The 21530-nt window shown below is 52.0% G+C and carries 19 protein-coding genes; 9 read left to right on the forward strand and 10 right to left on the reverse strand.

All coding sequences use genetic code 11. The features are described 5' to 3' along the window. Positions 1-38: 38 nt before the first annotated feature. Together MUG06_RS13085 and MUG06_RS13090 are read right to left on the reverse strand one after the other, a co-directional pair. Entirely contained in the window at positions 39-587 is a 549-nt protein-coding gene (locus MUG06_RS13085) for a LysM-like peptidoglycan-binding domain-containing protein (protein ID WP_243078847.1), read from the reverse strand. Further along, the gene (locus MUG06_RS13090; RefSeq protein ID WP_243078848.1) at positions 556-939 is read right to left on the reverse strand and encodes a hypothetical protein; all 384 of its coding nucleotides are present in this window, start codon (positions 937-939) and stop codon (positions 556-558) included. The genes MUG06_RS13085 and MUG06_RS13090 overlap by 32 nt, the downstream gene beginning before the upstream one ends. A gap of 96 nt (positions 940-1035) precedes the next feature. On the opposite strand from MUG06_RS13090, the gene fklB reads away from it, so the two are divergent. Continuing rightward, a complete protein-coding gene (fklB, locus tag MUG06_RS13095) occupies positions 1036-1656 on the forward strand; it encodes an FKBP-type peptidyl-prolyl cis-trans isomerase (protein WP_243078849.1) in 621 nt (206 codons plus the stop codon). Positions 1657-1691: 35 nt separating this feature from the next. Here fklB and MUG06_RS13100 read toward each other — a convergent pair whose 3' ends face one another. Then, positions 1692-3641 (reverse strand): bifunctional 2',3'-cyclic-nucleotide 2'-phosphodiesterase/3'-nucleotidase, encoded by a 1950-nt coding sequence (locus MUG06_RS13100; protein WP_243078850.1) that lies wholly within the window; start codon positions 3639-3641, stop codon positions 1692-1694. 293 nt (positions 3642-3934) lie between these two features. Between MUG06_RS13100 and cysQ the strand changes: the two genes are divergently transcribed. Beyond that, a complete protein-coding gene (cysQ, locus tag MUG06_RS13105; protein ID WP_215845491.1) occupies positions 3935-4678 on the forward strand; it encodes a 3'(2'),5'-bisphosphate nucleotidase CysQ in 744 nt (247 codons plus the stop codon). 41 nt (positions 4679-4719) lie between these two features. Here cysQ and MUG06_RS13110 read toward each other — a convergent pair whose 3' ends face one another. After that, positions 4720-5277 (reverse strand): YtfJ family protein, encoded by a 558-nt coding sequence (locus MUG06_RS13110; RefSeq protein ID WP_243078851.1) that lies wholly within the window; start codon positions 5275-5277, stop codon positions 4720-4722. Between the two features lie 315 nt (positions 5278-5592). On the opposite strand from MUG06_RS13110, the gene MUG06_RS13115 reads away from it, so the two are divergent. Then, complete coding sequence (locus MUG06_RS13115; RefSeq protein ID WP_215845493.1) at positions 5593-5799, forward strand: DUF1107 domain-containing protein; 207 nt, start codon at positions 5593-5595, stop codon at positions 5797-5799. Between the two features lie 62 nt (positions 5800-5861). On the opposite strand, the gene MUG06_RS13120 is transcribed toward MUG06_RS13115, so the two are convergent. Beyond that, positions 5862-7184, reverse strand: a complete 1323-nt coding sequence (locus MUG06_RS13120; RefSeq protein WP_243078852.1) for a hemolysin family protein — start codon at positions 7182-7184, stop codon at positions 5862-5864. Between the two features lie 518 nt (positions 7185-7702). Between MUG06_RS13120 and MUG06_RS13125 the strand changes: the two genes are divergently transcribed. From MUG06_RS13125 to MUG06_RS13135, 3 genes are read left to right on the forward strand one after another with little or no spacing between them, the layout of a single operon-like run. Further along, positions 7703-9418: an autotransporter assembly complex family protein gene (locus MUG06_RS13125; protein ID WP_243079095.1), complete on the forward strand. Its 1716-nt coding sequence runs from the start codon at positions 7703-7705 to the stop codon at positions 9416-9418. Further along, positions 9415-13185 carry a translocation/assembly module TamB domain-containing protein gene (locus MUG06_RS13130; protein ID WP_243078853.1) on the forward strand — a complete coding sequence of 1257 codons (3771 nt, stop codon included), beginning with the start codon at positions 9415-9417 and terminating at the stop codon, positions 13183-13185. Before MUG06_RS13125 ends, MUG06_RS13130 begins: the two co-directional genes overlap by 4 nt. A 2-nt stretch (positions 13186-13187) precedes the next feature. Next, complete coding sequence (locus tag MUG06_RS13135) at positions 13188-13541, forward strand: gamma-glutamylcyclotransferase (protein ID WP_215845494.1); 354 nt, start codon at positions 13188-13190, stop codon at positions 13539-13541. Positions 13542-13592: 51 nt separating this feature from the next. Here the strand turns inward: MUG06_RS13135 and ppa are convergent, their stop codons facing one another. The 3 genes from ppa to MUG06_RS13150 form a co-directional block, all read right to left on the reverse strand. Next, entirely contained in the window at positions 13593-14123 is a 531-nt protein-coding gene (gene ppa, locus MUG06_RS13140) for an inorganic diphosphatase (RefSeq protein WP_215845495.1), read from the reverse strand. Between the two features lie 100 nt (positions 14124-14223). Next, positions 14224-14673, reverse strand: a complete 450-nt coding sequence (locus MUG06_RS13145; RefSeq protein ID WP_215845496.1) for a DUF441 domain-containing protein — start codon at positions 14671-14673, stop codon at positions 14224-14226. A 71-nt stretch (positions 14674-14744) separates the two neighbouring features. After that, a complete protein-coding gene (locus tag MUG06_RS13150; protein WP_215845497.1) occupies positions 14745-15155 on the reverse strand; it encodes a lysozyme inhibitor LprI family protein in 411 nt (136 codons plus the stop codon). A gap of 174 nt (positions 15156-15329) precedes the next feature. Between MUG06_RS13150 and MUG06_RS13155 the strand changes: the two genes are divergently transcribed. Then, on the forward strand, positions 15330-16889 hold the full coding sequence (locus MUG06_RS13155) for a methyl-accepting chemotaxis protein (RefSeq protein WP_243078854.1): 1560 nt from the start codon (positions 15330-15332) through the stop codon (positions 16887-16889). Positions 16890-16924: 35 nt separating this feature from the next. Here MUG06_RS13155 and fbp read toward each other — a convergent pair whose 3' ends face one another. After that, on the reverse strand, positions 16925-17932 hold the full coding sequence (fbp, locus tag MUG06_RS13160; protein WP_215845499.1) for a class 1 fructose-bisphosphatase: 1008 nt from the start codon (positions 17930-17932) through the stop codon (positions 16925-16927). Between the two features lie 168 nt (positions 17933-18100). Here fbp and mpl point away from each other — a divergent pair, with 168 nt between their 5' ends. Beyond that, entirely contained in the window at positions 18101-19456 is a 1356-nt protein-coding gene (gene mpl / locus MUG06_RS13165) for a UDP-N-acetylmuramate:L-alanyl-gamma-D-glutamyl-meso-diaminopimelate ligase (protein WP_243078855.1), read from the forward strand. A 52-nt stretch (positions 19457-19508) separates the two neighbouring features. Here the strand turns inward: mpl and yjgA are convergent, their stop codons facing one another. Continuing rightward, positions 19509-20051 carry a ribosome biogenesis factor YjgA gene (gene yjgA / locus MUG06_RS13170; RefSeq protein WP_215845501.1) on the reverse strand — a complete coding sequence of 181 codons (543 nt, stop codon included), beginning with the start codon at positions 20049-20051 and terminating at the stop codon, positions 19509-19511. A gap of 115 nt (positions 20052-20166) precedes the next feature. On the opposite strand from yjgA, the gene pmbA reads away from it, so the two are divergent. Next, on the forward strand, positions 20167-21507 hold the full coding sequence (gene pmbA / locus MUG06_RS13175; protein ID WP_215845502.1) for a metalloprotease PmbA: 1341 nt from the start codon (positions 20167-20169) through the stop codon (positions 21505-21507). Positions 21508-21530: the final 23 nt, after the last annotated feature.

A 21530-nucleotide genomic window follows, 5' to 3' on the forward strand; every position in this document is an offset into this window, starting at 1 on the left:
AGCAACGCAAAACGCCGGCCTTGTGCCGGCGTTTTTGTTTATTGCGCGCGAAGAAAGCTGCCATCTGGCTGACGCGTAAACAGCACCGGGCCATTTGCACTCTCAACCGTCAATCCTGTCACTGCGCCTTGCGCATCTTGTCTTATCTTCACTTGTTGTCCACTTTGTAAAGCGCTCAGCGGCTGATCGTTGCCCTCGACACGCGCCATGGCAAAGACATCATTCACCGGCAAATTATTATCGCGAAACAGCTGCGCCAGCGTCTGGCCTGATGCCACGGTATAGCTGCGCCACGCACCTTGTGAATCACTTTTCGGTGGAGTTTGCTGCTGTGAAGGTGCTGCCTTGTTTTCGTAAATATCCGCCTGCATCGGCGTCTCTTGCTCAGAGGATGAGGTCACAGGACGTTCCACCGGATATTTTGGCGTACTGCTCGGCCAGAGAAACGCCAGCAGCATCAGCAGCAGGGCAATAACAATGCCACGGCGATGCGGGGCAGGTAGTGGGTCCATCCAGCGAATCGTGTCTGTCAGGTGCCAAATACGATGCAGCCAGTTAGGTAAGCGGGATGACGCGTCTGAAGCCATTCGTGGTTCCTCCTCTCCGGCGGATTGCTGTGGCTTGCGTTGATGCAGCCAGGTTTGCAGCCGGGATAAAATACGCGGTGCGTGCGTCCTGCGGCGTCGTGGGGCGATCTGGCCCATGTTCTCTCTCTTCATTATGTGCCACAGACAAGAGAAGCCTTGTCTGTTGTGATATACCTTTCATCTTTTCAACTTGCATATGCAGTGGATCGAATACGCAGGCTACTTGCTCCCGGATATTCTCTGCTTGCTGCTTTCCTGCAATTCGAACGTTCTGAGATACAGTATGGGCAATGTGGACGCGAAGTGCCCGCCAGCATTGATAAATTTGACCTGCGTATTGTTTCTCTTTCATCGCGAAAAGTCATCCGCGATGCAGGGCATTTTACGCCAGCGGCCTGCGCTGCTATGCTGCCCGCTCGAATTTTTTACCAGAGTGAAAGGAACGAAGATGACAACCCCTTCTTTCGACAGCGTCGAAGCACAAGCAAGTTATGGTATTGGTTTACAGGTTGGCCAGCAGTTGCTGGAATCTGGTCTGCAAGGGTTGCAACCAGAAGCACTGCTCGCGGGCCTGCGCGACGCGCTGGAAGGGAATTCACCGGCGGTCCCGGTAGATGTGGTACATCGCGCGCTGCGTGAAGTGCATGAGCGTGCGGAAGGCGTACGTCGTGAGCGTACAGAAGCAATGGCAGCACAAGGTCAGACGTTCCTGGCTGACTACGCACAGCGTGAAGGCGTGAGCAGCACCGAATCAGGTCTGCAGTTCAGCGTAATCACTCAAGGTGAAGGCCCAATCCCATCTCGTCAGGATCGCGTACGCGTTCACTACACCGGTAAACTGATTGACGGCACCGTGTTTGACAGCTCAGTCGCACGTGGCGAGCCAGCGGAATTCCCGGTTAGCGGCGTGATTGCAGGCTGGATTGAAGCATTGACCCTGATGCCGGTCGGCTCAAAATGGGAACTGGTTATTCCTCACAACCTCGCTTACGGCGAGCGCGGTGCGGGCGCATCCATCCCACCTTTCAGCACGTTAGTGTTTGAAGTCGAGCTGCTCGAAATCCTGTAATACCCAAGGGCGGCAATCATGCCGCCCTCTCTGTTTTACTTCTTCTGCTGCTGCAAGCTCACCTGCCAAATCGCAAAGCCAATCTCATCACTGCCTTTCTGCTGCATCGGATATTGCGCATGCTGTTTGATAAAGCCGTTGGCTTTTTCTCCCGGCGCAGTCTCAAAACGGATATCGACGGACGCAGTGGAAGCAATCGGTGCCAGATGCCAATTGTTATCGGCCTGTGGCTTAACCTCGCCATGCTTCTTGGTCTCTGCGCTGATATAAGCCGCCACCACTGAACGGTTCTCATCCGGTGAAGCAAAAGCGATGTACTTATCGCCGGTTCCGGCAAATTTGCCGCCATACGCACGGTAATTGTTGGTCGCTACAAGGAAAGTCGCCTTCGGATCAACCGGTTTGCCATGCCAGCTAAGCTGCTTGATACGCGAAGCCTCAGGATGAATCATCTGGCACTCCGCGTCATATCGCGCAGGTTGCGTCACATCAATCTGATATTCCACGCCATCGATCACATCAAAATTGTAGGTGCGGAAATCCCAGTTGATCAGTGATTGTGGCTTGCTGCTGGCGGGATCAATTTGATTGAACTGGCCAGCTGAGCACTCCAGCCACTCTTTTACCTGCGCGCCGCTGACCTTCATCACCACTAACGTGTTGGGATAAAGATACAAATCTGCGGCATTGCGGAAGGTTAGCGCTCCTTTTTCAACTTCAACATAGCTTGCCGGATCGTTTTTACGTCCACCCGCTTTAAACGGTGCAGCAGCAGAAAGCACCGGCAGACGTTCTAAGTCAGGATCGCCCTGAATAAAATGTTCTACATAGGCACGCTGTGCATTGTTAACGATCTGCACGGTGGGATCGTCCTGCACCAACGACAAATAGCTGTACATCACATCTGCTGATTTACCGATCGGCTTGGCAACAAACTCTCGTGTAGCACGGTGCGCATCCGCCAGCACGCTAACCAGCGCCGGATCTTCAGCCACCAGCGATTTTTTCTGCGCGATGTCGTAAATGGGACGCGCCTGCGCTTTACCGCTGCTCACCTGCCAACGCCCATCGTCATTGTTCAGCACCAGATCGACCACACCAAGATGATCGCCCCACATGCCCGGCATCACCGCAGGAATGCCGTTCAGGGTTCCGTTAGCGATATCTGCGCCTTTAATGTTGGCGAAATCTTTGTCTGGGAATACGGCATGTGCGTGCCCAAACAGAATGGCGTCTATGCCTTCGACCTGGCTGAGATAGTAAACCGAGTTTTCCGCCATGGCATGATAAGGCTCGCTGCTCAGGCCAGAATGCGGAATGGCAATAATCACTTCCGCGCCTTGCTTACGCATTTCAGGAATGTAACGACGAGCCGTTTCGGTAATGTCGTCTACCCGCACTTTGCCTTGAAGATTCGCTTTATCCCACACCATGATTTGCGGCGGAACAAAGCCGATATAACCTATTTTCACCGTTTGCCGTTTTCCATCGCGATCGACGACATCAGTGGATTTGATCAGATAAGGCGTAAACAGTGGCTTGCCGCTCTTACTATCGATCACATTGGCGTTAACGTAAGGAAAGCGGGCACCAGCAAGGGCTTTTTTCAAATAGGGCAAACCGTAGTTGAACTCGTGATTACCCAGGTTACCCACGCTGTAGTCCAGCGTATTGAGCGCTTGATAAACGGGATGGATCTCGCCCGCTTTAAGCCCTTTCGCGGCCATGTAATCGCCAAGCGGGCTGCCCTGAATAATATCGCCATTATCAACCAGCACGCTGTTTTTAACTTCCTGACGTGCAGCATGAATCAGCGATGCGGTACGTACCAAGCCAAACTTCTCGGTGGGCGTATCTTTGTAGTAATCGAAGTCCATCATATTACTGTGCAAATCGGTGGTTTCCAGTACGCGCAAATCCACGGTTGCTGCCGATAATGCGCTGGAAATTCCAAGCGCCAGTAACGTTATGCCAGGCTTAAACATGTAGGCTCCTGCTCCCAAAAGATCGAAGCTCTCAAAATAATGTAAAAGCTTGATCAATGGTCATTTTAAAACGTGATGGATGTAACGCTTTCAGGCTTTGGAAGGCGGCTCGCAGAATTCAGATTTTGCCGCCACGTGGCAAGCATAGCGATGCTGTATGAACTATGATATTGATATATCTATGAAATGCTCCGCTGCATGCCGAAAAGTCGGCGCAGATAGCGGAACTGTTGACATGTAATCGGTCTGGCGTTGAGTCATACGCGCAGCAGCCGCATAAAACGAGGTGAAAAATGTTAGAGCAAATCTGCCAACTGGCGCGTGAAGCGGGCGATGCCATCATGCACGTTTATAATGGCGCGGCACCGCTTGACGTTTCTCACAAATCCGATGACTCGCCTGTGACGGCGGCAGACATCGCCGCACACAACGTCATTATTCAGGGTTTAAAACAGCTCTCTCCTGATGTGCCGGTATTATCAGAAGAAGATCCGCAAGGTTGGGATGTTCGCCAGCATTGGCAGCATTACTGGCTGGTCGATCCGCTGGATGGCACCAAAGAGTTTATCAAACGCAACGGCGAGTTCACCGTCAACATTGCACTGATTGAACAAGGTAAGCCGGTGATGGGGGTGGTATATGCGCCCGCGCTGGGCGTGATGTATTCTGCCGCAGAAGGTAAAGCCTGGAAAGAAGAGGGCGGTCAGCATGTGCAAATTCAGGCGCAGGATGCACGTCCGCCGCTGGTGGTGGTCAGTCGCTCACATGGCGATGATGATGAGATGAAACAATACCTGAAACAGTTGGGCGAGCACCAAACAGTTGCTACCGGTTCTTCATTGAAATTCTGTTTGGTCGCAGAAGGTAAAGCTCAGCTTTACCCGCGTTTTGGGCCAACCAATATCTGGGATACCGCAGCGGGTCACGCAGTAGCGATGGCGGCGGGTGCGCATGTTCACGACTGGCAGGGTAAAACACTGGATTACGCGCCACGTGAATCTTTCCTCAACCCGGGTTTCCGTGTGTCCCTGTTCTGATAGGCAAAACGGGAGGTTTTCCTCCCGTTTATTAACACTGCTTATTCTTTTAACAACGTTTTCAGCAATATCATTACCTGCCGCAACTCTTGCTGCGTGAGCGCTCCATCTTTTACAAATCGAACCTGCCCCGTCTTATCTACGACCACAATCGCCGAACTGCTTTCTTCAAGCTGCCAGGCTTTTTGAATATTACCTTTACTATCAATAATAAACTGCGACCACGGATACTGCTGTTTGTTGCTGTGAATGCTGCTGCGCACAAACATGCCGGTGCCCGGAATTGCGTCATCGGTATTGACGATGGTGGTGGTTTGATAACGATCGTGCGGAAATTTCGCGGCTTTGATCGCTTCTACCAGCGCAGCATTCTTTTCCTTTGCTGATGAACGGCCGGCAATATGCTGAATCACGCGTACTTTGCCGATCAGCTGTGCACTGTTCCAACTTTTATAGCTAAACTCATTTTGATGCCAAAGCAGTTCGCCTTTGTCGTTAATGCCTACTGCGGGAACGCGCTCGCCCTGTTTGATATCGTGAGCAAGTGCGCTAACCGGCATTATCAGGGTTAAAAATATCGCCGCCCATGTTGTCCGCATAAACACATCCTTAAGTGATCAGACCAGTTAGTCATTTTATTGCAATAGTAGGCAGTGATGATGCAGCTGTCGCGGCAAAGTGTCAGGTTTGTTATCAACGCCACAATTCCTTAACGACTGAAGGTTTATACTGGGTTGTGTCACGGCAGTAACAGAGTGTTCTGTAATGGTGTGTCAACTCAGTAAATAAATTCAATTTTCGGAACACGAGTAACGCACAGTGTTCTATAGTTTATCCGCAATTTGCGCTTCAAGGGCTCGTACCGATTTTGGCAACGGCGAAGCGTGTTTATAAAAATTTAGGAGTTAGACAGAATGAAGATCTTCCAGCGCTATAATCCGCTGCAAATAGCGAAATACGTAAAAACGCTGTTCCGAGGAAGGTTGTATATCAAGGACGTTGGCGCGTTCGAGTTCGACAAGGGAAAAGTGTTGATTCCCCGCGTCAAAGACAAACAGCATCTGAGCGTAATGTCAGAAATTAACCGTCAGGTTGTTCGTCTGAAGCTTGAGTTCAACTAATCAAAAAAAATAGCAGTAAGCAGTATGCAAAAGAAAGGGCGCCAACGGCGCCCTTAATATTTTTACTCTTCAGTGGTTTTTGTGAGGTTTAAGACCGGCGGACGTTCCTCTATCCGCGTCACTAAGAGCTGGTCGATGCGATAGCTATCGATATCCACCACTTCAAACTTGAAGCCAGCAAATTTCACGAAATCGGTACGTTTCGGGATTTTGCGCAGCATGAACATCATGAAGCCGCCAATGGTTTCGTAGTTACCGGACTGCGGAAAATCGTCGATATGCAGCACACGCATCACATCATCAATTGGCGTACCACCCTCAACCAGCCATGAATTCTCATCACGCGCCACAATTTGCTCTTCCATGCCTTGGCCAACCAAATCGCCCATCAGCGTGGTCATAACGTCGTTTAACGTGATGATACCGACGACTAACGCGTATTCATTCATGATCACGGCAAAATCGTCACCAGCGGTTTTGAAGCTTTCCAGCGCCTCCGAAAGCGTCAGCGTGTCTGGCACAATCAACGCCGAACGAATTTGCAGCCCGCTGTTCAGCGTCATGCTTTGGTTGCCCAACACGCGTAGCAGCAGTTCTTTGGAGTCGACGTAGCCAACGATGTGGTCAATGTCGCCGCTACAGACTAAAAACTTAGAATGTGGATGTTCCGCGATTTTGGTTTTCAGGCTGTTCTCTTCTTCATTCAAATCAAACCAGACGATATTTTCGCGTGAGGTCATTGAAGAAGGAACGGTACGTGATTCCAGTTCAAACACGTTTTCAATCAGTTCGTGTTCTTGCTTACGCAACACGCCCGCCAGCGCACCGGCTTCAACTACCGCATAAATATCATCAGAGGTGATGTCATCTTTGCGCACCATCGGTAGCTTGAAGATGCGAAAGAAGACGTTAGCCAAACCGTTAAATAAAAACACCAGCGGGCGCAGGATCATTAAACAGAAGCGCATGGGGTTGATGATACGCAAGGCAACGGCTTCCGGCGCAATCATGCCGACGCGTTTTGGCGTCAGGTCGGCGAACAAAATAAACAGGCTGGTGACAATGGTGAAGGAGCAGATAAAGCTGAGCTGCTCGGCAAGATCCGGGGCAACAAAACGGCTAAACAAACTGTTGAAAGCGGGAGAAAAAGCCGCGTCACCGACGATACCGCCGAGAATAGCCACCGCATTCAGACCAATTTGCACTACGGTGAAGAACATTCCGGGCGTTTCCTGCATCTTTAACACACGTTGTGCATTAATGTTGCCTTCATCGGCGAGCAGTTTCAGTTTGATCTTACGGGCGGCGGCCAGCGAGATTTCCGAGAGGGAGAAAAAAGCACTGATTACGATCAGCAAAAGAATGACAAGCAAGCTATCTAACATATGAGATCCAAAGGGTTATCCACTTGTCATTTTTGGCCTGGGCAGCGCGAGGTAAGATCGTACTTCATGTACTTACCCATCGATCTGGGCTATCCGTGCCAAAAATGTCTGCGCCAATTCGACAAAGAAAATCACTGTCGGGGCAGAAATGAAAACAGGCGATATGCCTGTGGTGGCTGATTATAGCAGCAGCCACAATGTTGCCGCCAGAGGGCGAATAGCAGCATAAGCGGGAAGTGTCAGGCGAAACCGGGAACAGAACCGTAAGATTAATCTGAGTGAGGCACCTGAACAAGCCGATCGGCCGCACGGTTGTTGTATCGATCCCGGCATTTACCGACAATAGTCGGCGATTTGACTTAGATGTCGCCTTTACGCCACCGTTAGCAAAAAAGTGTGGCTATGATGATGGTGTTGCCTTGCCGTAAGAGCAGGCAAAGAAGATTAATGAGTGCCCTGCGGAAAAGGGGCCGGCATGATTAACAGGAGTACCCGTGCCACGATTTCATATTTATTGTATGGCCAGCCTGCTGCTTGCCGCGCCTTCCCTTGGGGCTGCGACAGTACGATTGCAGGTAGAAGGGTTAACCGGGGATTTGCAAAAAAATGTCAGAGCGCGCTTGTCCACCATTGGCAGCGATGAGGTCTCAAATGATGGCCGTTTCCGCGCGCGCGTTTCGGAAGCGGTAAAAGAAGGGCTGCGTGCACTGGGTTATTATGAACCCGATATCGATTTTGAATCACGTCCGGCACCTGCACAGGGCGGCCGCCCAGTATTGATTGCCCATGTGAAGCCGGGAGAGCCGGTAAGAATCGGCGGCAGCACCATTGTGGTTGAAGGCGATGCCAGAAACGATGCCGATTACAAAGCCTGGGTTGAACAAGGCCGCCCGAAAGTCGGCACCCAGCTGAATCACGGCCAGTATGACAAATTCAAAAGCGGTTTTTCCAACCTTGCTCTTCGTAACGGTTACTTCGACGGTGATTTCAAACAGAGCCAGCTCGGCATATCTGTAGAACGGCGTGAAGCCTTTTGGGATATCGATTACGACAGCGGCCCGCGCTATCGTTTTGGCGACGTGACGTTCGAAAAATCGCAAATCCGTGACGAATACCTGCGCAATCTGGTGCCCTTCAAAAAGGGCGATTACTACAGCTCACGTGATTTAGCCGAACTCAACCGTCGTCTTTCTGCAACCGGTTGGTTTAATTCCGTGGTGGTGGCGCCAGAATTTAATGAAGGCCGAAAAACCAAAGTGCTGCCGCTGAGCGCGGTGGTGTCGCCACGTACCGAAAATACCATTGAAACCGGTGTTGGCTATTCCACTGACGTCGGTCCCCGTCTGAAAGGCACCTGGAGAAAACCCTGGATAAACGATCGGGGTCATAGCCTGGTAGCCAGCGCCTATGTGTCTGCACCGGAGCAGCAGCTCGATCTCAGCTATAAAGTTCCCCTGCTGAAAAGTCCGCTGGAGCAGTATTACACCTTCTCGGGCGGGTTGAAGCGTACCGATCTCAACGACACGCAATCTGATACATCAACGTTAGCCGTTTCGCGTAACTGGGACAGCAGTTCCGGTTGGCAAAGAGCGGTTAACTTGCGCTGGAGCCTCGATCACTTTACCCAAGGCAGCGTCACTAACACCACAATGTTGCTCTATCCGGGCGTTAGCGTGAACCGCACCCGTTCGCGTGGCGGCCTGATGCCAACCTGGGGCGATTCACAGCGCTATTCCGTGGACGTCTCTGACACAACCTGGGGCTCAGACGTAGATTTCCTGATCCTTCAGGCACAAAACGTCTGGATCCGTACCTTGGGCGATAATCACCGCTTTGTCGCACGCGGTAATGTTGGCTGGATTGAAACCAACGATTTCGAAAAAGTGCCGCCCGATCTGCGTTTCTTTGCGGGGGGCGATCGCAGTATTCGCGGTTACAAATACAAAGATATCTCTCCGCGTGATGATGACGGCAAGCTAACGGGCGCATCAAAAATGGCGACAGGATCGCTGGAGTATCAATACAACGTGACAGGAAAATGGTGGGGTGCGGTCTTCGTCGATTCTGGTGAAGCCGTTAACGACATCAAACAGAGTAATTTCAAAACTGGCGCAGGTGTTGGCGTGCGCTGGTCATCGCCGGTAGGGCCGATTAAGTTCGACATTGCCCGACCGATTGGCGATCGCGAGGAACATGGTTTGCAATTTTACGTAGGACTGGGGCCTGAACTATGAAGCTGTGGAAAAAGGTCCTGATAGGTATTCTGATCTTTCTGGTGCTGTTAGTGGGTGGTGTGGCATTTCTGATTGGCACCACACCAGGTTTACATCTGGTGCTAAATGGCGCATCACGCTGGGTGCCGGGCTTGTCGATCAAACAGGTCGAAGGCGGCTGGCGTAATCTGTCGATTAACGGTCTGCGTTATGAAATGCCCGGCGTCAGCGTTGATGCTGGCAATATCCATTTAGCGGTGGATTTAAATTGCCTGCTGCACTCGTCGGTGTGCGTTAATGACGTCACGCTCAAAGATATTAGCGTGGTGGTCGACAGCAAAAAAATGACGCCATCCAGCGCGCCACCGCCAGAAGAAGAGGGCGGTAGCACCAATCTCAGCACGCCTTATCCGATCACCTTGCGCCATCTTGGCCTGCACAACGTCAATGTCAAAGTGGATGATACAGCGATTTCGCTGATGGATTTCACCACCGGCTTGCAGTGGCAGGATCGGGCGTTAACGTTGAGTCCAACCCATATTCAAAGCCTGCTGATCGCCTTACCAAAAGCGGCGAAGGTGGCTAATGAGCAGGTGATTCAGCCCAAAGTTCAGCAACCGCAGCCAGATGAGAAACCGCTGGGTGAAACGCTGCAGGCGATGTTTGCCAAACCGCTACTGCCAGAGCTACCCGATTTTCAGCTGCCGCTGGATATTGATGTGCAGGCGATCCTGGGCGAACAGCTGCGCATTACTGGCGACACCGATATTTCAGTTAAACGCCTGCTGGTAAAAGCGAAAACCACCGATCGCCAGATGCAGCTGCACACGCTGGAGGTTGATTCTAATCTGGGGCAGCTCAACGGCAGCGGTCAGGCTACGTTAGCGGATAACTGGCCGGTGGATTTCTCGCTCAACGGCACGGCAAACGTGGATCCGCTTAAAGGCGAAAACATCGTATTGAAGCTAAACGGGGCGATGCGTGATGAATTGACGTTAGCGCTGAATTTATCCGGCCCGGTGCGTGCGCAACTTGATGCGACCACGCAACCAGCGGTAGCGGGTTTACCCCTTTCGCTGAAACTTACCAGCCCACAGTTGCGTTGGCCGTTAACCGGTCCGGTGTTGTATCAGGCTGACAATCTTGATTATCAATTCAAAGGCAAAGCCACTGATTACGTGATGTCGCTGCGTACCGCAGTGAAAGGCGAAGCGGTGCCACCAGCAACGATCTCGCTCGACGGCAAAGGCAACGTGCAGCAGTTTAGTCTGGATAAATTGCGTGTCGCCGCGCTGCAAGGCAATGTCGATCTCACCGCGCTGGTGGATTGGAGCAAAGCGATCAGCTGGCGCAGCGAATTGACCTTGTCAGGAATTGATACTGCAAAACAGTATCCCGATTGGCCGGCGAAGCTGGATGGTAAGATCGCTACGCGCGGCAGCCTGTATGGCGGAACCTGGCAAGTCAGCGTGCCGCAGTTGCAGTTGAAAGGAAACGTGAAGCAAAACGCAGTAACCGCAGACGGCTCACTGAGCGGTAACAGCTACAATCAATGGACGGTGCCCGGTATCAAGCTGGCATTAGGCCGCAACCATTTAGACGTAAAAGGTGCGCTAGGCGATACGGTAAACCTTGACGCAACCATTGATGCGCCACAGCTCAATAATGCCTTGCCGGGCTTAGGCGGCGTGGTGAAAGGCACCCTTAAAGCACGCGGAACATTGCAGGCACCACAGGTATTGGCTGACCTCAATGCTACCGGTTTGCGTTGGCAACAGTTGCAAATCAACCGCGTTACGCTGAATGGTGACGTGCGTTCCAGCGATCAAATCGCTGGCAAGCTGCAATTACGCGTTGAACAGCTTAAACAGGATGCCTTGAGCATTAACCTGTTGACGCTGAATGCCGACGGTAACGAAAAGCAGCATCAGCTCAAACTCGATGTTCAGGGTAAACCGGTTTCCGGTCAGCTGGCGTTGAGCGGCAGCTTTGATCGCCAGCAGCAGCGTTGGAAAGGCTCACTGAACAACACGCACTTCGACACGCCAGTAGGCGAATGGCGACTGACACGGGCGATGGCGATCGATTATCTCAACGCCAAACAAACCGCCACCATTGGCGCGCATTGCTGGCAGAACCCCAATGCGCAGTTGTGCGTGCCGGAGCCGATTGAAGCGGGCCCGAGCGGAAAAGCGCATGTGGTGCTTAATCGCTTTGATCTGGCCATGATCAAACCGTTTATGCCCGATGCGACCAAACTCAACGGCGTGTTCAGCGGTGATGTGCGCGTAAACTGGAGTGCTGACGGTAGCTTGCCAACCGGCACAGTGGCATTGAAGGGTAATGGCGTCAAAGTTGAGCAGGATGTGCAGGGCAACACGCTGCCCATTGCCTTCGATACGCTTAATCTAAATGCCGCACTGCGCAACGGTCGCGCGCAGCTCGATTGGCTGATTCGCATCGCGAATAACGGTCAGCTCGATGGCAATGTCCAAATCAACGATCCTGAAAATCGCCGTACGCTGGGCGGTAACGTCAACATTCGCAATATTTCGTTGGCGATGATCAATCCGGCCCTGATGCAGGGCGAGCAGATCAAAGGCAAGCTCAACAGCAGTTTACGCCTTGGCGGCAGCGTGCAGCAGCCGCAGGTGTTTGGTCAGCTTGGCCTGCAGGATGTCGATGTTGATGGCAGCTTCATGCCCGTTGATCTCACTGCGGCGAACCTAAACCTGGTGTTCAATGGCATGAGTTCAACGCTCAATGGGTTGATCCAAACCGCGCAGGGTAACATCAACCTGAATGGTAATGCTGACTGGAGCCAGCTGGATAACTGGCGCGCCCGAGTCGCCGCGCAAGGTAGCCGCATACGCGTTACCGTGCCGCCAATGGTGCGCATGGATGTCTCACCGGATCTGGTATTCGAAGCCACACCTGCTGCTTTCAGTCTGGATGGACGTGTTGATATTCCCTGGGCGCGTATCACGGTGCAAGAAGTACCTGAAAGTGCGACCGGCGTTTCATCCGATGCAGTGATGCTGGATGAAAACCTCAAACCTATTCAGCCGAAAACCGCCTCGATTCCGATCAACAGTAATCTGGTTATTAACGTCGGCAACGATGTGCGGCTTTCTGCTTTTGGCTTGAAAGCGAAACTGAACGGCGATCTGAAACTGGTGCAGGATAAGTCAGGATTGGGATTAAACGGACAAATCAATATTCCTTCTGGTCGTTTCCATGCGTATGGTCAGGATCTGATTGTGCGTAAAGGTGAGTTGCAGTTTGCCGGACCACCCGATCAACCTTACGTCAACCTTGAAGCCATTCGTAACCCGGAAGCCACAGAGGATGATGTCACGGCGGGCCTGCGTGTTACTGGTCTGGCGGATGAGCCGAAAGTCGAGGTCTTTGCTGATCCGGCGATGTCCCAGCAGGAAGCGCTTTCTTACCTTTTACGCGGTCAGGGACTCAACAGTGATGGTGACAGTAATGCACTGACTTCAGCATTGGTTGGCTTAGGGGTTGCACAAAGTGGGCAGGTTGTGGGTAAAATCGGCGAGACATTCGGTGTCAGCAACCTTGCCCTTGATACCGCAGGTGTTGGCGACAGCCAGCAGGTGCAGGTCAGCGGTTATGTGCTGCCGGGTCTACAAGTAAAATACGGTGTTGGCATTTTTGATTCACTGGCGACGTTAACCTTGCGTTACCGCCTGATGCCCAAACTCTATCTGGAAGCCGTGTCCGGCGTGGACCAGGCTCTCGATTTGCTCTATCAGTTTGAGTTTTAGCAATGCGAATAATTGTTTACGGCAGTTTAAGGCGCAAACAGGGAAACAGTCATTGGATGACGAACGCGCAATGGCTGGGTGATTACCCGATTGAGGGCTTCGAGCTCTACAGTCTTGGTCATTATCCCGGCGTCATCCAGGGCAATGGAACGGTACACTGCGAAGTGTACCGCATCGATGCTTCCACTCTTGGCGAGCTGGATGCGCTACGTACCAAGGGTGGAGAGTACAAACGTCATCTCATGCAGACGCCGTTTGGCAGTGCATGGCTTTATGTTTATCAACGCTCGGTGGCTGGACGCCAGCGTATCACCAGCGGCGACTGGCTAAAGCGCGATGAGGAACCAGAAGCCTAAACAAAAACACCGTCCAGTTGGACGGTGTTTTTTTATGGCTCGGCAACAGAATTATTTCTTCTGAGCGCGCTCATAAGAGGCAATGATTTCTGCTTTCGCAGCTTCGGCGTTATCCCAGCCGTCAACTTTCACCCATTTGCCTTTCTCCAAATCTTTGTAGTGTTCAAAGAAGTGGGTGATCTGTGCGCGCAGCAGTTCTGGCAGGTCGTTCACATCTTTGATGTGATCGTACTCTTTAGAGAGTTTGGTGTGCGGAACCGCAACCAGTTTGGCATCTTCGCCAGACTCGTCGGTCATTTTCAGCACGCCAACTGGACGGCAGCGGATTACGGAGCCTGGTACCAGTGGATATTGGGTCGGTACCAGCACGTCAACCGGATCACCATCCAAAGATAAGGTGTGGTTGATGTAGCCGTAGTTGCACGGATAGAACATGGCGGTAGACATAAAGCGGTCTACAAACAGGGCACCAGACTCTTTATCAACTTCATATTTGATCGGATCGGCATTGGCCGGGATCTCAATGATTACGTAGATATCTTCTGGCAGGTCTTTACCTGCTGGCACCTGGTTCAAACTCATCGGGCATTCCTTCAGTAGTCGTATGTTGAGTGTCGGCTATTATAGCCAACTGACTCTGAAAGTATGCCCCCTTTTTGGCGTTTCGGAATGCGCCTCAACGCTACTTCTGCGTGACAAACAGCGAGACAATGCCCGCAGCTATCAGTGGTCCGACCGGTACGCCGCGAAAGAAGGCTACGCCAATCACTGTGCCAATGAGCAATCCGCCAATAATGGTAGGGTTCAGACTCATTAAACTCACGCCACGTCCACCGAGCCAGGCAACAAAAATGCCCACCACAATCGCCACAAGTGATTGCCAGTTAGCAAAAGATTTAATCAGGCTTGAGGCGGGCAGTGAACCGCTGGCCAGCGGGGCCATCACAGCAACGGTAAGAATAATAATGCCCAACGTGATGCCCTGTTTTTCCACATAGGGGAAAAATTGTGCCAGGGGCGTAATTTTGATCACCAGTAAAATCAGAATGGAAATCGTCACGGCGCTGTTGTGGACGAAATAACTGAGGACGGCAAGGCAGATTAAAATAAAAGTCGAGGCATAAGCAGCCATGTTTTCTCCCTGAAAATGGATGAGTGCGCCAACCCATGTCAGCACATACGCGATATTACCGCGTCCATTTATCAACAATCATCAGGATTGGCGCAACTCCCTTTATTCATTGATTGCAGCAGCATCGCCTGATTACGCACCACACTGACGCTTTGCGCGCTGAGCGACACCGTGCCCAAGGTGCCCTGATCGCGATAACGGCTGCGACCGGCGTCCAGCCAACTGTCGCGATAAGTTAGCCAATTACGCTGTGCAGCACGTAATTTGGCTTTAGGCTCACCACTCAATTTTTTCATCAGTTTCCCATACTGATTATTCAACTCTTTGTCCCAGGCTTGATTTGCATCGCCGTAGCATTGCGTCATTGCTGAGGTTGTGGATGCGCCTTCCATGCAGTGATCCAGCGTATCGTCAATCGCGGATTTCTGCGCCATCGCGCTGCTGCTAACGAGAGTCAGCGCCAAAGGAAGCCATTTTTTCATTGTCATTCTCTTTCTAAATGATGAGGCAGAGTTCAGCTTGATTGATGTATCCGTGATGGTCAAGCAGCTGACCATCTATCAAGGTTAAAGTTTCGCCACGTAATAGCCGATACCTTTCCCGTTTTAGGGCTTTTGGATTTTTTTGCCTTTACTACACACATGGAATCTATCGAGATGAAACAGTTATCACTACGCACCGGGTTGCTGGCTATGCTGGCGTTTATGACACTGCTGCTGTTGGCGGTGAGTTTTATGGGAATTGTGGCAATCAACAAAGGGAACCGATCGCTGGATGTAATCAATCGCATTCAGGGCATCGAATTGAACAATCTTTACCAGAGCAATGCTGAGCTGATGCGCGCCCGCACTTTAGCGGCGCTGGCCGTGCGAAAAATTGAAATTGGTTTGCTGGACGAGGGCGCAGTCGTGACGAAACAGGCGCAAGCCGATGTCATCGATTCGCAAAAAAGTCTAAAACAGTTTATTGATGCGGGCACTGTTACTGAGCACGGCAAAAAACTGGCTGATGCGGTGGTCTCGAGCTACAAAGCCTATCTGGAGCAGGGCATCACACCGATGATGAGCGCGCTGGATAAACAGTACAACGACGAATATTACCAGCTGCTGGAAGGCGATCTCCCTACGCTGGCGGACAAATACAGCAAAGCGGTGGCAGATTTTGGGCAATACGCCAATGGCGTCACCGCTGCGCAGCTGGAGCAGGCGGCCTATAACGAAACCAAGATGAAAGTGCTGATCGCCGTCGCGGTGGCGCTCTCGCTGCTGCTGTTGGTGTTGGCCTGGCAGCTGTTGCGCCGCATGTTGTTGCAGCCGCTGAACAGCGCCATCTTGCATCTGGAGCAAGTGGCGGTTGGCGATTTGTCGCACACCTTGCCGCTGGCGGGTAACAATGAATTAGGGCGACTGAATAATGCACTGGCCGAGATGCAGCAAGCGTTACGTACCTCTGTAAATCAGGTGCGTGAAGCCAGCATGCAAATTGACGTTGGCAGCCGGGAGCTGGCGGCAGGCAATGTTCATCTCTCGCAGCGTACTGAGGAATCTGCAGCCTCGCTGGAGCAAACCGCCGCCAGTATGGAACAGTTAACCGCCACTGTGCGCCTCAACGCCACCAATGCGCAGCAAGCGAACCAATTGGCCAAGAGCGTTTCTGATACCGCCGATCGCGGCGCGGAAGTGGTGAGTTATGTGATGGAGAAGATGAGTGAAATCACTGAAAGTGCCCATCGCATTGGTGACATTCTTAGCGTGATTGATGGCATCGCCTTCCAGACCAATATCCTGGCGCTGAATGCGGCTGTAGAAGCCGCACGTGCGGGCGAACAAGGACGAGGCTTTGCCGTCGTTGCCAATGAGGTGCGCACGCTAGCACAACGCAGTGCTAATGCGGCGAAAGAAATTCGTACCTTGATCAGTGATTCGCAGACGCGCGTTAAAGAAGGCAGCGATATGGCGACCAAAGCGGGCGAAACCATGGATGAGATTTCGGGCGAAGTGATGCGCGTGACAGCATTGATGAAAGAGATTTCGCTGGCATCTGAAGAGCAGAGTCGCGGTATCGAGCAGGTTAATCAGGCGGTGACGCAAATGGATGAAGTGGCGCAACAGAATGCGGCGCTGGTGGAGCAGGCAACGGCGGCAACGCAATCGCTTGAGGCACAATCTGAACATCTACAGGCAACGATGGCGCAATTTCGATTGCAGGAAGCCTGATACAAAAAAGGGCGCGATCATCGCGCCCTTCATGATTAACCTTGACGGCAATCTGGGAATTCGCGCAGGAAGCGCTCCACATCATTGACCATCGCTTCATTGCCACAGTAGAACGGGCAACGCTGGTGTAGCGTGACAGGAGGAATGTCCAGAATACGGTTTTGACCATCGCTGGCTTTACCGCCTGCTTGCTCCGCGAGAAACGCCATTGGGTTGCATTCGTACAGTAAACGCAGCTTACCTTTGGTATGACTGGCCGTGCTCGGGTAAAGGTAGATGCCACCTTTCAGCAGGTTACGGTGGAAATCCGCCACCAGCGAGCCGATATAGCGTGAGGTATAAGGGCGCTTGGTCTCAATATCTTCTTCCTGACAGAATTTAAGATACTTTTTCACACCCTGTGGGAAACGAATGTAATTCCCTTCGTTGATAGAATAGGTGTAACCCTTTTCTGGGTAGGTCATGCGTTCGTGGCTCAGGCAGAACACGCCGAGCGACGGATCGTAAGTAAACGCATGCACGCCACAACCGGTGGTGTAAACCATCATGGTGGATGAGCCGTAAACCACGTAACCCGCAGCAACCTGCTTGTTTCCTGGCTGCATGAAGTCAGCTTCGACAACGGGCGTGCCGGGCTCGCTCACGCGGCGATAAATCGAGAAGATGGTGCCGACAGAAACGTTAACGTCGATGTTGGAAGAGCCATCCAGTGGATCCATCAACACCACATACTTACCGTTCTCTTCACCTTCAAAAATAACGAATTCGTCTTCTTCTTCAGACGCGATACCAGCAACAATGCCACGTGCTTTCAATGCTGCTTTCAGTTTTTCGTTGGCGAACAGATCCAGTTTCATCTGCTGTTCACCCTGAACATTTTCAACACCACTTGCGCCTAGAATATCCACTAAGCCGGCTTTGTTAATGTCGCGGTGGATGATTTTGGCCCCAAGCTTGATCGCTGAAATCAATGCGGTCAGTTCGCCTGTGGCGTGCGGAAAGTCGTGTTGCTTCTCGACGATAAATTCGCCTAACGTTTTCATAACACATTCCCTGAATCTTCGATGGAGTGGCAGCATGCGTAACAAACCACCAACGTATGCGTACGCAGTTTAGCCGATTGAACTTTAAAAACCATAGTCCTAATCCGTTTCTTCCGTCTGCGACCGGCGTTACACTGTGCGCCGAACTTTTAGGTAATGGACTTTGATATGCGCATTCACATCCTTGGGATTTGTGGCACTTTTATGGGCGGATTGGCGATGCTGGGGCGTTCGTTGGGTCATCAGGTGACGGGATCAGACGCCAACGTTTATCCACCAATGAGCACGCTGCTTGAGCAGCAAGGCATTGAATTAACAGAAGGTTACGATGTCTCCCAGCTCGATCCGGCACCGGACCTGGTGATCATCGGCAATGCGATGACGCGCGGCAATCCTTGTGTGGAAGCGGTACTGGAACGTAACATTCCTTACCTCTCCGGCCCGCAATGGTTGCATGATTTTGTCTTGCGCGATCGTTGGGTGCTGGCTGTCGCCGGAACCCATGGGAAAACCACCACAGCCGGCATGGCAGCGTGGATTCTTGAGTCTTGCGGTCTCGAACCGGGCTTCATTATCGGTGGCGTACCGGGCAACTTCGATGTGTCGGCAAAATTAGGAAAAAGTCCATTCTTCGTGATTGAAGCGGATGAGTACGATTGCGCGTTTTTCGACAAGCGTTCCAAGTTTGTTCATTACTGCCCACGCACCTTGATTCTGAATAACCTCGAATTCGATCACGCCGATATCTTTGACGATCTGAAAGCGATCCAGAAGCAGTTTCATCATCTGATCCGCATCGTGCCGGGCCAGGGCAAGATCCTGCTGCCAGAACACGATAATAACCTGAAGCAGGTGATGGCGATGGGTTGCTGGAGCGAGCAAGAGAGCGTTGGCGATAATGGTCATTGGCAGGCGAAAAAGCTGAAACCTGATGCGTCACACTGGGAAATCTATCTCGATGGCGCAAAAGTGGGTGAGGTGAACTGGGCGCTGGTTGGCGAACACAATATGCATAATGGTTTAATGGCGATCGCTGCCGCCCGTCATGTCGGTGTAAGGCCAGAAGATGCGGGCCAGGCGCTGGACAGCTTTATCAATGCCCGCCGTCGCCTTGAGCTGCGCGGTGATGTTAATGGCATCAAAGTGTACGACGATTTTGCTCACCACCCGACGGCTATTCTGGCAACGCTTGCCGCGCTGCGCAGCAAAGTCGGTGGTACGGCACGCATTCTGGCGGTGCTGGAGCCGCGTTCCAATACCATGAAAATGGGCGTGAATAAAAACGAGTTAGCCCCTTCGCTGGCACGCGCCGATGAAGTCTTCTTGTTCCAGCCGCATCACATTCCGTGGCAAGTCTCAGATGTCGCAGAAGCCTGCATGCAACCGGCACACTGCACGGCAGATATTGATACGCTGGTGGAAATGGTGGCAAAAGCTGCACAACCCGGTGATTCGATTCTGGTGATGAGTAACGGCGGATTTGGTGGGATACATCAGAAACTGCTGGATAGGTTACAAAAATAGCGTCGTAGCTCAATAAAAAGAAAAATGGCGGGTTTATTAACCCGCCATTTTTTTAACCTTCAGCTAACTCACGCAAGTACTGGAAAATCAGTCGTGCGGATTTAGGCGGCTTGTTAGCGGCTTTCTCTTTCTGCGCATTACGGATCATGCTGCGCAGCTGCTGACGATCAGCATGGGGATAGAGCGCAATCACATCTGTCATTGCGTCATCGCCTTGTTCGATCATACGGTCACGCAGCGCTTCCAGCTTATGGAACAGCGCAACCTGCTGGTTGTGGCGGTTCTTCAGCTTATCCAGCGCCTGGCGGATCGGTTCTACGTCCATGCTGCGCATGATCTTACCGATTAACTGCAATTGACGGCGGCGACCTTCTTTCTTAATTCGCCCCGCCAGTTCGATCTCGGCACGCAAACGCTCATCCAACGGAATCTTATCGAGGGCATTTTTGCCCAGATCGACCAGTTCGGCACCCAGGCGTTTTAGCTCTTCAGCATCGCGTTTAATTTCGCTCTTACTGACCCAAATAATCTCTTCATCTTCTTCTTCCTGATTATCTGGCACATCGTCGAGCCACTCATCGGGCTGTTTGGTCATTTCTGGGCTCCCAAAAAAAAGAGGCTAATCCTACCAGTTTATCGGGTGACTGCGAAATTGTTCTCTGACTCTGATAGACTCAAAATATTCAATCATAAGATTAGACGGCAGGTCGATGAACGTATCTACTCAAGTTGCAGAACAGCGTAAAGTGTTGGAACAGGCGATTGCACAGGCGCTCGAACTGGCTAAAGCAAGTACTGACAGCGCAGAAGTGGCGGTAAGTAAAACGACCGGCATCGGTGTCAGCACGCGCTACGGTGAAGTGGAAAATGTCGAATTCAACAGCGACGGCGCGCTTGGCATCACCGTTTATCATCAAAATCGTAAAGGTAGCGCTTCATCGACTGACCTCAGCCCAGACGCTATCAAGCGTACTGTGCAGGCAGCGATTGATATTGCGCGTTACACGTCCCCCGATCCCTTTGCCGGTCCGGCTGATGCCGATCTACTGGCCTATGACGCACCGGATCTCGATCTTTACCATCCGTGGGAGATCGATGCCGATCGCGCTATTGAGCTGGCCGCGCAGGCGGAACAAGCCTCTTTACAAGCGGACAAGCGCATCACCAATACCGAAGGTGGCAGCTTTAACAGCCACGTCGGGATCAAAGTTTTTGGCAACAGCCACGGCATGCTGCAAAGCTATTGCTCAAGCCGCCATTCGCTCTCCAGCTGTGTGATTGCTGAGCAGGATGGCAACATGGAGCGTGATTACGCTTACACCATTGGTCGCGCTTTCGAGGATCTGAAAAGCCCCGAATGGGTCGGTGCAGAGTGCGCACGGCGTACGCTGTCGCGTCTGGCACCGCGTAAACTTTCTACCATGAAAGCGCCGGTGATCTTCGCCCCTGAAGTCGCGACCGGCTTGTTCGGTCATTTGGTTGGCGCTATCAGCGGCAGCAGCGTTTACCGTAAATCCACTTTCCTGTTGGATTCACTGGGTCAGCAAATCCTGCCTGAATGGCTCACCATTCATGAGCAGCCGCATCTGCTGAAAGGGCTGGCTTCTACGCCGTTCGACAGCGAAGGCGTGCGCACCCAGGCGCGTGACATCATCAAAGAGGGTGTGCTGCAAACCTGGCTGATGACCAGCTATTCCGCACGTAAGTTAGGTTTAACCAGCACCGGTCACGCGGGCGGCATTCATAACTGGCGCATCGCCGGACAGGGCCATAGCTTTGACGATTTACTGAAGCAAATGGGTACTGGCTTAGTGGTAACCGAGCTGATGGGGCAAGGCGTTAGCGCCATTACCGGCGATTACTCACGCGGTGCCGCAGGGTTCTGGGTGGAAAATGGTGAGATTCAGTATCCGGTAAGCGAAATCACCATCGCCGGTAATCTCAAGGATATGTGGCGCAACATGGTCACTGTCGGTAACGATATCGAAACCCGCAGCAATATTCAGTGCGGCTCGGTATTACTGCCTGAGATGAAAATTGCCGGGCAATAAAGACATCGATTCCTGAAAGCAGC

It is taken from the genome of Pantoea sp. MQR6, assembly GCF_022761075.1.
Classification (GTDB): domain Bacteria; phylum Pseudomonadota; class Gammaproteobacteria; order Enterobacterales; family Enterobacteriaceae; genus Pantoea; species Pantoea phytostimulans.